The organism is Pseudomonadota bacterium, from assembly GCA_039815145.1.
GTDB lineage: Bacteria > Pseudomonadota > Gammaproteobacteria > Steroidobacterales > JBCBZW01 > JBCBZW01.
Genome location: JBCBZW010000060.1, coordinates 17,953 through 28,519, shown reverse-complemented (window position 1 = coordinate 28,519; position 10,567 = coordinate 17,953). Strand labels below are relative to the sequence as shown.

Annotated in this window: 9 protein-coding genes; 4 read left to right on the top strand and 5 right to left on the bottom strand. The window is 67.4% G+C overall.

Annotated features, from left to right (window positions below; translation table 11 throughout):
* Both AAF184_15155 and AAF184_15150 read right to left on the bottom strand, forming a co-directional pair.
* Positions 1-390 (bottom strand): hypothetical protein (locus AAF184_15155; protein ID MEO0423674.1); only part of this gene is annotated, 390 nt, incomplete at its 3' end.
* A gap of 82 nt (positions 391-472) precedes the next feature.
* Positions 473-715, bottom strand: coding sequence for a hypothetical protein (locus tag AAF184_15150; protein MEO0423673.1), 243 nt, complete (start codon positions 713-715; stop codon positions 473-475).
* Positions 716-1,190: 475 nt separating this feature from the next.
* On the opposite strand from AAF184_15150, the gene AAF184_15145 reads away from it, so the two are divergent.
* Complete coding sequence (locus tag AAF184_15145; GenBank protein MEO0423672.1) at positions 1,191-2,924, top strand: hypothetical protein; 1,734 nt, start codon at positions 1,191-1,193, stop codon at positions 2,922-2,924.
* A gap of 56 nt (positions 2,925-2,980) precedes the next feature.
* Here AAF184_15145 and AAF184_15140 read toward each other — a convergent pair whose 3' ends face one another.
* Positions 2,981-3,622, bottom strand: coding sequence for an FMN-binding negative transcriptional regulator (locus tag AAF184_15140; GenBank protein MEO0423671.1), 642 nt, complete (start codon positions 3,620-3,622; stop codon positions 2,981-2,983).
* Between the two features lie 93 nt (positions 3,623-3,715).
* Between AAF184_15140 and acnD the strand changes: the two genes are divergently transcribed.
* From acnD to AAF184_15125, 3 genes are all read left to right on the top strand, one after another.
* Positions 3,716-6,313: a Fe/S-dependent 2-methylisocitrate dehydratase AcnD gene (gene acnD, locus AAF184_15135; protein MEO0423670.1), complete on the top strand. Its 2,598-nt coding sequence runs from the start codon at positions 3,716-3,718 to the stop codon at positions 6,311-6,313.
* A gap of 31 nt (positions 6,314-6,344) precedes the next feature.
* Complete coding sequence (gene prpF, locus AAF184_15130) at positions 6,345-7,523, top strand: 2-methylaconitate cis-trans isomerase PrpF (GenBank protein MEO0423669.1); 1,179 nt, start codon at positions 6,345-6,347, stop codon at positions 7,521-7,523.
* Positions 7,524-7,615: 92 nt separating this feature from the next.
* Positions 7,616-8,953, top strand: coding sequence for an alpha/beta hydrolase (locus AAF184_15125; protein ID MEO0423668.1), 1,338 nt, complete (start codon positions 7,616-7,618; stop codon positions 8,951-8,953).
* 17 nt (positions 8,954-8,970) lie between these two features.
* Here the strand turns inward: AAF184_15125 and AAF184_15120 are convergent, their stop codons facing one another.
* On the bottom strand, positions 8,971-9,378 hold the full coding sequence (locus AAF184_15120; protein ID MEO0423667.1) for a thioesterase family protein: 408 nt from the start codon (positions 9,376-9,378) through the stop codon (positions 8,971-8,973).
* Positions 9,378-10,295 carry a 3-keto-5-aminohexanoate cleavage protein gene (locus AAF184_15115; GenBank protein MEO0423666.1) on the bottom strand — a complete coding sequence of 306 codons (918 nt, stop codon included), beginning with the start codon at positions 10,293-10,295 and terminating at the stop codon, positions 9,378-9,380. Before AAF184_15115 ends, AAF184_15120 begins: the two co-directional genes overlap by 1 nt.
* Positions 10,296-10,567 lie beyond the last annotated feature (272 nt).

Below are 10,567 nucleotides of genomic sequence, written 5' to 3'. Positions count from 1 at the left end.
GCCCGGCAGATCGATCAATCCTCCTTCCCCGTCCACCCAACGGGCACCCAGGGACGCCAGATCCGCGGCCGAGAGCGCCTCCCCGTCGGCCATCGGCGCTGGGGCGAGTTCTACAGCCACTCGCACACGTCGCGTCTCACCGGCTGCCGCCAGGGCTGCCAGGCGCGGCTCCATCTTGGCCCGCGCCAAGACCCGCTCGTGGAGATCAGGTCGGCTGCTAGCGTCTTCCAGTTCGAGGCGCGTGGCGACGGCCACCAACATCCGATCCAACGGGGCGTACACCTGTTCGAGGTCCAGATCGGGGCGAAGGTGCGCGGTGGCCCCTAGCCCGCCCGTGATCAGCAGCGCGGCTGCAAAGAGCGCGCCGAGCTGGCGAATACTTGTGTTCATCCTTGACTCCGATGGCCGATTGGACGCCGTGTCCTGTCACAGCGTCATCAACCGGGAAACCCCCTCACTGGGGCGCCGAGGCTCAGGCGATGCGCGGCAGCTGATCGGGGGCGCTCAAGCTGTCCGCGATCGCCTCCAGGCGCTCGCCTGAGCGGCGGAAGGCCGACCAGTCTCCATTGGCCGCCTCACGGGCCTGGCGTCGGGCGGTCAGGCGTAGCTGGCGCACGAGGGCGTCGTGGTACTCCTGGGCGAAACGTGCCGCCTCGTCCTGGGTCTTGATCTCGGCAACCTTGGCCTGGGCAGTGACCATGCGTGTGCTCTCCATGATGTCGGTCCCGCGTCCTCTCTTCTCACCTGCGCGATTGGCTCCGCCGAGGGGTCAACGTCAGGTGTTAGCACCTAGCCTGTGCGGTTGGCGATGAATCCAACCTGAACACTCCTGTTTAGTGTGGCCAGGAGTTGTGCCGTCGCAGCGTTACGTTACATCGCCCTTGCGGAGGTCGCCCCAGGCGCTGCTTGGCCCCTTCTGACCTACGAGAGCGGAGCACGTTCCCTTGCGTCCGCGACGCCACCCAAGGGCGTCGCCCAGTTCCCCTGAACGACATCGGGTGTACGTTGTCCCAACGGTAAGTGCCGCCTTTCGCTGAGAGTTTCCCTTCATGGGTTCCGATCGCAGTGTCTTCAACGTCTGCCCCGCTATCCGTCGATCTGCCGAGCGGCTGCGTCCGGCTGGACCTGGCGTTCATCATGATGCTGCTGGTCAGGTTCGGGTCGCGGGGAGTCTCGGCGCCGTCGCTCTCGTGCTCCTGAGCGCCTGCGGCGGTGGCGGCGGGACTGCGCCTTCGCCGGGCCCGCCGGAACCGGCACCCAGCGCAGGGCCTGTCTTCGACCTGGCCGCCGCGGCCACGGGCAATGGCCTGTTGCGCCTCGCCGGCGCCGCCTCCACCGGCCAGTTCGGCGTGCCCGTCGCCGCCGGCAGCGACATCGACGGCGACGGCTTGGAGGACTACGCCATGTCCGCGATGCTGGCCGCTCCCTTCGGCCGCATCGATGCCGGCCAGGTGCACCTGGTCCTCGGCGACGGCACCCTCGACCGAGGCGACATCGACAGCGCCGTCGACGGCGACGACGTGCTGGTCATCGCCGGTGCCGCCCGCCAGGAGGTGACCGGCAGCGAGATCTGGATGGACGACGTGACGGGCGACGGCATGGGCGATCTGATCATCGCGCGGCAGAACTACCGCGAACCGATCTCCGGTCGCATCGGCGCCGGCGCTGTCTCGATCCTCATCGGCGGCGCCACCGTGCGCGACCTGGCGCGCGACAACACGCCCCTGGATCTTGCTGCGCCACCCAACAACGCGACCGTGTTCACCGTCGTGGGCGCGGCAGAACTCGACCGCCTCGGCATGTGGATGCGCACGGGCGATGTCACCGGCGATGGCATCCCAGATCTCCTGATCGGCGCGGACCAGGAAGATGGCAACGGCGAGCGTAACCGCGGCGGCGCGTGGCTGATCCGTGGTGGGGTCCATCTCGATCAGACGCTGACGGTGGATCTAGCCGACTTCGCCACCACCCCGATCGCCGGCCACGTCCTCAAGATCACCCCGCCGCCGGGCGCGGCGGACTACCACTTCGGCGCAACGGTCGCGCTAGGTGACCTTGACGACAACGGCCGCGACGAAGTGCTCATTGCCGCCGCCCTCGCGCGGGCTGGGGGCCTGCTCCCCGCCGAGGGCGCGCCCGACGGTGCCGCCACCCGCAACGGCGGCAACCTCGGCGGCAGCGCCTTCATCCTCTGGGACGACAACTTTCCCACCGATCCCCTGTGGCCTGCGGGCCTCACGATCGCGGTGGACCAGCCGCCCGGCAGCGTGACCCGCATCGATGGCGCCACCGTACCCGGTGCCTTCGCCAATCTGCGTTTGGGCGAGGATATGCTGGCAGGTGAGGACTACAACGGCGACGGTGCCGCAGATCTCTTCCTCGGCGACATCCGGGGTGATGCCCTCGGCCGCAGCGAGAGTGGCGTCGGCCACGTGTTCTTCACGGCACAGGATCTGCGCGGGCGTCGCTTCGCCATGGATGCGGTACCCGACGACCTGAGCTTCTCCACCCTCGCGGGCCCGGAGGCCGGTGCGATCGGTGCCGACACCTCCGCCCACGGTGACTTCGACGGCGACGGCATTACCGACCTCGCCGTGGCGTCGCCCTTGGCCAGCCCCTCAGGTCGGGCCCAGGCCGGCACCGTGCACGTGCTGTGGGGTCAGACGGGACCGTGGCCAGCACAGATCGACCTGGCCAGCGGCCAGCGCCCCGAGGGCTTCGCCATCACGGACATCCTGGGTGCCCGCGGTGGCAGCGGTCAGGCCGACGCGGGGGACACGCTCATGTACAGCGCCGCGCCCGGGGACCTGGACGGCGACGGTCGCATCGATCTTGTCATCAACGAGATGCGCGGCAACGCCGGCAGTCGTATCGACGTCGGCAATCTGCTGATCGTGAGCGGCGCCCGACTGCCGCGCGAGTAGACCGTCTCGGGAATCGCTTACTTAGTGAATTCGATCACCAACGCTACGCTCACGCCCTAAGAGCGCCCGCGCTCGCGCACCAAGGAAGAGACCGCCGCGTGCTGAGGACCGCCTTCCCCGCGCAAGCCCGCCTCCACCCCCGCGCGATCGGCAGCGCCCTTGTTCTGGCTCAGCTTCCAGGTGCCCTCGAGGCTGGTAATGTCGATCTCGAAGCCGATCAGACCCTTCAGTTGCTGGGCCACGTAGGTGTTCGGCGCATCGGACACGGCCCACGGCGCGGGGCGAGCGCCCTCGTGGCTGTCGGTCAGCGTGTGCAGGTGCGCCAGCAGCCACTGGGTGTCGGTGACGAAGCGCAGCTGGCCCCGCGCATGGACCACGACGTAGTTCCAGGTGGGCACCACCTTGCCGTGCTCGCGCTTGGACGCGTACCACGACGGCGTGATGTACGCCTGGGGGCCCTGGAAGATGATCAGCACCTCGATCGGCGCCGCCGCGTCGCGAGCCAGGGCGTTGCCGCGGGCGAGGTGTCCTCGCAGCACACTCGGCGCCCCGGCCTGCCCCTCGTGCAGCACCAGAGGCGCGTGGTCGGCGCTCAGGGCGCCGCCTGCCGCTGAGACGATGGTGGCGAAGGGGTGCTCGCGCATCAGGTCGTGCAACACGTCCTCACGCGATTCTCGAAAGAGCGGGGAAGGATTCATGGCGGGTGACCCGTCGGCTGGCTCGTCTGTCGAGGAGCGTAGCGGCGCCGACGGGAGAGGAGCAAGGGCCCGAACCGGCGTATCATTGGCGCCATGAACGAACAGTACCGACAGCCGCTCCCGGGCACGGATCTGCACTACTTCGATACGCGCCGCGCGGTCGAGGACATCCGCCCGGGCGCCTACGCCACCCTGCCCTACACCTCGCGCATCCTCGCCGAACAGCTGGTGCGCCGCTGCGACCCCGCGATCCTCGACGACTGCCTGCGCCAGATCGTCGAACGGCGCCGGGACCGGGACTTCCCCTGGTACCCCGCCCGGGTGGTCTGCCACGACATCCTGGGTCAGACGGCCCTGGTGGACCTCGCCGGCCTGCGCGACGCCATTGCCGCCCAGGGCGGCGACCCCGCCGAGGTCAACCCGGTGGTGCCGACGCAGCTCATCGTCGATCACTCCCTCGCCGTCGAGCACGCCGGCTTCGAGGCGGATGCCTTCGACAAGAACCGTGCAGTGGAGGAGCGTCGCAACGCCGATCGCTTCCACTTCATCAACTGGTGCAAGGAGGCCTTCGAGAACGTCGATGTGATTCCGCCGGGCAACGGCATCATGCATCAGATCAACCTAGAGAAGATGTCGCCCGTGGTGCAGGTGCGCGACGGCGTGGCCTTCCCCGACACCTGCGTCGGCACGGATTCGCACACGCCCATGGTCGACGCTCTCGGGGTGATCTCCGTGGGCGTGGGTGGGCTCGAGGCGGAATCCGTGATGCTCGGCCGCGCCTCGATGATGCGCCTGCCGGAGATCGTCGGGGTGGAACTGCAGGGGCGCCTGCGCCCAGGCATCACCGGCACCGACCTAGTGCTGGCGTTGACCGAGTTCCTGCGCCGCGAGCGCGTGGTCGGCGCCTACCTCGAGTGCTACGGCGAAGGGGCGGACAGCCTCACCGTGGGCGACCGCGCGACCATCTCCAACATGACCCCGGAGTACGGCGCCACGGCGGCCATGTTCTACATCGACGAGCAAACCCTCGACTACCTCCGCCTCACGGGGCGCGACGAAGCGCAGGTGCAGCTCGTCGAGCGCTACGCGCGCCACACAGGCCTATGGGCGGAAGACCTGAAGAACGCCGAGTACGACCGCGTGCTGCGCTTCGACCTCAGCGCCGTGGAGCGCACCCTCGCCGGCCCCTCCAACCCGCACGCCAAGCTGCCCGTGGCCGAGCTCGCCAGCCGCGGCATCGCCGGCGCCTGGGAGGAGACGCCGGGGCAGATGCCCGACGGCGCGGTGATCATCGCCGCCATCACCAGCTGCACCAACACCTCGAACCCGCGCAACATGGTGGCCGCAGGGCTGATCGCCCGTAACGCCAACGCCTTAGGGCTCACCCGCAAGCCCTGGGTGAAGTCGTCGCTGGCGCCGGGATCGAAGACCGTCAAGACCTACCTGAGCGAAGCGAGTCTTCTTCCGGAGCTCGAACAGCTCGGCTTCGGCGTCGTCGCCTTCGCGTGCACCACGTGCAATGGCATGAGCGGCGCCCTGGATCCGGCCATCCAGCAGGAGATCGTCGAGCGCGACCTCTACGCGACGGCCGTGCTCTCCGGCAACCGCAACTTCGACGGCCGCATCCATCCCTACGCCAAGCAGGCCTTCCTCGCCTCCCCGCCGCTGGTGGTGGCCTACGCCCTCGCCGGCACGATCCGCTTCGACATTGAGAAGGACGCCCTCGGTCACGACGCCGACGGCAATCCGATCACCCTCAAGGACATCTGGCCGAAGGATGAAGAGATCGATGCGATCGTGAAGTCCGCGGTGAAGCCCCAGCAGTTCCGCGACGTCTACGACCCCATGTTCGCCAAGGTGGTGGTGGAAGCCGAGCGGGCCTCGCCCCTCTACGACTGGCGCGAGGTGAGCACCTACATCCGCCGTCCGCCGTACTGGGAAGGTGCCCTGGCTAAACCGCGAACGCTGCGCGACATGCGCGCCCTCGCCGTGCTCGGCGACAACATCACCACCGATCACCTATCACCCTCGAATGCCATCCTGGCCTCGAGTGCGGCCGGCGAGTATCTGGCGAAGATGGGCTTGCCCGAGGAGGACTTCAACTCCTACGCCACCCACCGCGGCGATCACCTCACGGCCCAGCGCGCCACCTTCGCCAACCCCAAGCTCCTCAACGAGATGGTGCGCGAGGAGAACGGCGAGATCCGCCAGGGCTCCCTCGCCCGCCTCGAACCGGAGGGTGAAGTCATGCGCATGTGGGAGGTGATCGAGCGCTACATGGACCGCGCCCAGCCACTGATCATCGTGGCCGGCGCCGACTACGGCCAGGGTTCCTCCCGCGACTGGGCGGCCAAGGGCGTGCGCCTCGCCGGGGTGGAGGCGATCGTGGCCGAGGGCTTCGAGCGCATCCACCGAACGAACCTGATCGGTATGGGCGTGCTGCCGCTGGAGTTCCAGGCGGGCGACACGCGTGAGACCTACGCCATCGACGGCAGCGAGACCTTCACGGTGCTGGGCGACATCGCCCCCCGCGCCCAGATGACCGTGGTCATCACCCGCCGCGATGGCGAGACGGTGCAAGTGCCCGTGACCTGCCGCCTGGACACGGCTGAGGAAGTGACCATCTACGGGGCCGGCGGCGTGCTCCAGCGCTTCGCCAAGGACTTCCTGGACGGGGATGTGGCCGCATGAGCGCGCATTCGACGGGCGAGGCGCAGGCGGCATGAGCGCCGCCCCTGCGCCGCAGCTACGCATCCCCGCCACCTACATGCGTGGCGGCACCTCCAAGGGCGTCTTCTTCAAGCTCGACGACCTCCCCGCCGCCGCCCAACAGCCCGGTGAGGCGAGAGATCAACTGTGCCTGCGGGTGATCGGCAGCCCGGACCCCTACGGCAAGCACACCGACGGCATGGGCGGCGCCACTTCCAGCACCTCGAAGGTGGTGATCGTCTCGCCCAGCGCCCGGCCCGACCACGATGTCGACTACCTGTTCGGGCAGGTGTCCATCGACCAGCCCTTCGTCGACTGGTCCGGCAACTGCGGCAATCTCTCCTCCGCCGTCGGCGCCTTCGCCATCACCAACGGTCTGGTGGATCCCGCGCGCGTCCCGCGCGAGGGCACCTGCGAGGTGCGCATCTGGCAGGCCAACATCGGCAAGACCATCGTCAACCATGTACCCGTGCGTGACGGCCAGGTGCAGGAGACGGGTGACTTCGAGCTCGACGGCGTCACCTTTCCGGCCGCGGAAGTGCCGGTGGACTTCATGACCCCGGTGGATCCCGACGAAGCCCTGTTGCCCACAGGCAATCTGATCGATGAGCTCGCCGTGCCCGGGGTCGGCACTTTGCGGGCTACGATGATTACCGCCGGCATACCGACCGTGTTCGTGGAGGCGCAGGCGCTCGGTTACAGCGGTTGTGAGCTGCAGCCGGACATCAACAACGACCCGAGCGCCCTCAGCCGCTTCGAGACGATCCGCGCCCACGGGGCCATGGCGATGGGCCTGATCACCGCGCTCAGCGAGGCGGAGAAACGCCAGCACACGCCCAAGGTGGCCATCGTCGCCACGCCTGCGGCCTACCGCGCCTCGAGCGGGGCGCAGATCGATGCCGAGCGCATCGATCTGAACGTGCGCGCCCTCAGCATGGGCAAGCTGCACCACGCCATGATGGGCACCGCCGCGGTGGCGATCGCTGCGGCGGCCGCCATCCCCGGTACGCTGGTCAACCTCGCGGCGGGCGGTGGCGAGCGCGACCGCGTGGTGTTCGGCCATCCCTCGGGCACCTTGGCGGTCGGGGCTGAGGTGCGCAGCGACGATGCGGGCCGTTGGCAGGTACACCGCGTGCGCATGTCGCGAAGTGCCCGGGTGTTGATGGAAGGGGCGATCCGCGTGCCAGGCTAGTGGTGTCGGCCGCGACCCTCCGGTGGCTCCACGTATCTTGCCTGAATGGCCCCATCGCAACATCAGCCCCCAGTTCTGTACGAGAACCTCATATGCACCTCATCCGGTTCACCGCCCTCCTCGCCTTCTCGTCCGCCCTCGTCGCCTGCAGCGGCGACCTTCCCATCCCACCGGAGACGGCTTGCCACGCGGGCGGCTACCGCCTTGAGGACGGCAGCGTCATGGGCCTCATCCCCCGCGATCCCGGTGACCTTCGCTACCAGTTCGTCAGCGGCATCACGGGCACGGTGCTCGAGGGTGAAGACGGTGAGTGGCGGGGTTCGAGCGCTGGGGAAGCGGTCAGCATCACCCTGGGCGCATGCGACGAGCCCGCCATCGCGTTCTCCCAGGGTGGCGTCACGCGCACGGGGGAGAGGATTCCCTACACGGTCACCGAGACCGTGTTCGACGGCGTCGATGGCAAGCGCGCCGGCCGTCTCGTGCTGCCGGCCGACGCGCCCACTCGGGCGATCGTCGTGTCCGTGCACGGCTCGGAGCGCTGGTCGGGCCGGGTGAGCGGACGCCTGCAGTCGATCATGCCCGCCTTCGGCATCGGCGTATTCGCCTACGATAAGCGCGGCACCGGCGCCTCGGCGGGCAAGTACACCCAAGACTTCGACATCCTCGCTGGCGACGCCCTACGCGCCCGGCGCGAGGCCAGGCGCCTCTTCGGCGAGGACATCCCCATCGGCTACCTCGGCGGCAGTCAGGGCGGTTGGGTGGCGCCCTTCGCCGCCTCCAAGGACGGCGCCGCGTTCGTCATCGCCGCCTACGGCATGGCCGTGGGACCGCTCGCCGAAGATCGCGAAGAGGTCTTTCTCGACCTGCGCGAGGCGGGCTACGGCGACAACGTGATCGCCCAGGCCCGCGAGATCACCGACGCCACCGGCCGGGTCATCGCCTCGCGCTTCAAGGAGGGCTTCGACGAGCTGAGCGCCGTGCGCAAGAAGTTTGGCGACGAGCCCTGGTATGAGGTGATCGAGGGCGAGTTCACCGGCCAGTTCCTGAGCACACCTAACATCGGCCTTCGCTTGGTCGGCCCCTGGCTCGACGTCGGCACCTCCTGGGACTACGCCCCGCGGCCCGTGATCGAATCCCTCACGATGCCCCAGCTATGGATCCTCGCGGGCAAGGACCGCGTGGCGCCGAGTGAAACCACCCTCGAGATCCTGATCGACGTGCAGGAAAGTCGCCCCGAACTGGACGTCGTGGTGTTCCCGAACACGGACCACGGCATCGTGGAGTTCACTCAGGCCGCGGACGGCACGCGCAAGGTGACCCGCAAGGCCGAGGGGTACTACGCCTTGATCCGCGACTTCATCCTGACCGGGGATCCGGTGGTTGGCGTGGATGGCATCCCCGTCTACCGCTCACCCGCGCGCGCCCCGTAGAATTAGCTAGTAGTTGCCTAGCTGGCAGCGTCCAGGAACCGAGCAGCACGCTGCCTGAGTTCATCCGGCACCGTGACGGCTTTGCGAGCCTTCAGATCGAAGTAGACTGAGATACTCTCCAGGCTCGCCGCGAGGTTGTTGCGGGTCAGGTTGTGCATGTCGTAGAGAACGGTGACGGACTTGCCGCCGATCTTCTCGAGTCGACCGCGCACTTCGAGCAAATCGCCGCTTCCAACCTCGTCCTTGTACTCAATGGTGTGCTTGACATCGGCCCACCCCACTCCAGCATCGCCAGCGGCCCAACCGAACACCTCGTGCAACAGGTGGTAGGACGCATCATCGAACATCGCCACGTAGTGGCGGGTTGTCATGTGCCCCATGACGTCGCACTGCCACGGATGCGCAACGCCTCGGTACGCCACCATCATTCGGGCCCCCTCATCAAGGCGGGTACCTCCTGCTTTTGCACGCTCAAGGTCTCACGCGCTTCTGCAGGGGTCTGCAAGGTTGCCCCCATATTCTCCAGAATCGTCCTTGCTCGTTCCACGAGCTGCGCATTGGAGGCGAGTTTTCCCCGTTCCAGATAGAGATTGTCTTCCAGGCCCACGCGCACATGGCCACCTAGCAAGGCCGCTTGGGCCACCATTGGCATCTCCAAGGCCCCTAGCGCAAACCCCGCCCAGTTTGCATCCTTGGGCAAGTTGTCGACCATGGTCATGAAATTGCGCGGCGTCGCCTCCGCGGCCCAACGCACGCCCATACAAACCTGGAACAGCGGTGGGGAATCCAGCAGGCCATCGCGCATCATCTGCGTGGCAAAGGAGATATGTCCGAGGTCGAACACTTCGAGTTCCGGCTTGACGCCAATCTCCTGCAGGCGCCTGGCCCCAAGCTCCAGCATGTCCGGCGACGAGATGTAGACGTAGTTGCCGCCCGGGTAGTTGAAGGATCCACAATCCAGGGAGCAGATCTCCGGCAGCAGCGCTTCCACGTGTTGCATACGTTCGAGCTGACCGACCATGTCGGTCTGCGCGGCGAGCGCGAGCGGATCCTCGTCGGGCCCCAGGTAGAGATCGCCTCCCATACCGGTGGTCAGATTGATGACGACGTCCTGGCTCGCAGCTCGAATGCGCTCGACGACTTCGTGATAGAGCGTGGGATCGCGGCTTGGAGCTCCCGTCTGCGGATCACGGACGTGAATGTGAACTACCGCAGCGCCAGCCTGGGCCGCTTCTATCGAAGCATCCGCGATTTGCTTTGGCGTGATAGGAACCAGGTGCGACTTCCCCACCGTGTCGCCAGATCCGGTCACGGCGCAGGTAATGATGATGCTTCGATTCATTGGATACTTTTCGAGACCGTCCACGACTTGCCACTTCAGGGTGCTGCAGTGCGGCCAGCGACTGCGATCGTCAGCGCCCCCAACACATAAGCATAACGGTCTGAGCCCATTCTCCCTTCGGTCTTGGCCGGGACTATCGGCCTGACAGGGTGCCCACGTCCAATCTCGCAGCAAACTCCATTAGAGGTTGCTCTAGATATGCCGTATGGAAGCGGCAAGTTGGGCACTGCATACCCCACCCATCCGAGGACCGGGTAAAGGAGTCGACGCTT

Excerpts from the sequence above, each read along its gene's own strand:
- AAF184_15125 (MEO0423668.1), top strand. The coding sequence starts at position 7,616 with ATGCACCTCATCCGGTTCACCGCCCTCCTCGCCTTCTCGTCCGCCCTC.
- AAF184_15140 (MEO0423671.1), bottom strand. The coding sequence starts at position 3,622 with ATGAATCCTTCCCCGCTCTTTCGAGAATCGCGTGAGGACGTGTTGCAC.
- AAF184_15150 (MEO0423673.1), bottom strand. The coding sequence starts at position 715 with ATGGAGAGCACACGCATGGTCACTGCCCAGGCCAAGGTTGCCGAGATC.
- acnD (MEO0423670.1), top strand. The coding sequence starts at position 3,716 with ATGAACGAACAGTACCGACAGCCGCTCCCGGGCACGGATCTGCACTAC.
- prpF (MEO0423669.1), top strand. The coding sequence starts at position 6,345 with ATGAGCGCCGCCCCTGCGCCGCAGCTACGCATCCCCGCCACCTACATG.
- AAF184_15120 (MEO0423667.1), bottom strand. The coding sequence starts at position 9,378 with ATGGTGGCGTACCGAGGCGTTGCGCATCCGTGGCAGTGCGACGTCATG.
- AAF184_15115 (MEO0423666.1), bottom strand. The coding sequence starts at position 10,295 with ATGAATCGAAGCATCATCATTACCTGCGCCGTGACCGGATCTGGCGAC.